Source organism: Brachyspira sp. SAP_772, from assembly GCF_009755885.1.
Taxonomy (GTDB): Bacteria; Spirochaetota; Brachyspiria; order Brachyspirales; family Brachyspiraceae; genus Brachyspira.
In genome coordinates this window covers 1-641 of sequence record NZ_VYIX01000235.1, presented here as the reverse complement: position 1 = coordinate 641, position 641 = coordinate 1, and the positions used below count along the sequence as shown (strand labels likewise).

Below are 641 nucleotides of genomic sequence, written 5' to 3'. Positions count from 1 at the left end.
TTAGAAAATCAATATCCCCAACTCTATCCTTACCAAAAGCAAAGTCTTCTCCAATAACAATTCGCTTCATCTTATAATATTCTATTAACCTATTAAAGAACTCTTTAGCCTCCATTGTATAAAATTCTGGTAAAAAGTCAATAACTATTATATAATTAACACCCAAAGCCTTGATAAAAGATATATTTTCTTCCATATTATAAATAGATACATTCTTCTTTCTTATCATCATAACAACAGATAATAAGTTATATTTYTTAGCCATATTAACAGTATATTTAATAAGCTTCTGATGCCCCTTATGAACACCGTCAAATTTACCTATTGTAACTACACTACCCTTTTTTATATCTATCTTGCAAAAATCATTAATAACAACTTGATTCATTCTATYATTCTTCCATTCTCTTATTATTACGCATTAATATAATATTTATAACTAAAGACAATATTATAATTAATAAAGAAAAAACACATAAAAATATACTAAAATTAATATAATTATCCATTAAAAAACTATATTTAAATCTAACAAAGAAAAAYACTATTCCAAGCATTATATAAATAATAAATCCCAAAAGCATATTATGATATACAAACTTAGAAAATGATAAAGAGCTGCTAATCATATAAACTGATAA

1 protein-coding gene is annotated in these 641 nt (G+C 23.4%); it reads right to left on the bottom strand.

Annotation, left to right across the window (positions count from 1 at the left end):
* The coding region (locus tag GQX97_RS13765) for an adenylyltransferase/cytidyltransferase family protein (protein ID WP_157152326.1) at positions 1-388 on the bottom strand (388 nt) is incomplete at its 3' end.
* Positions 389-641 lie beyond the last annotated feature (253 nt).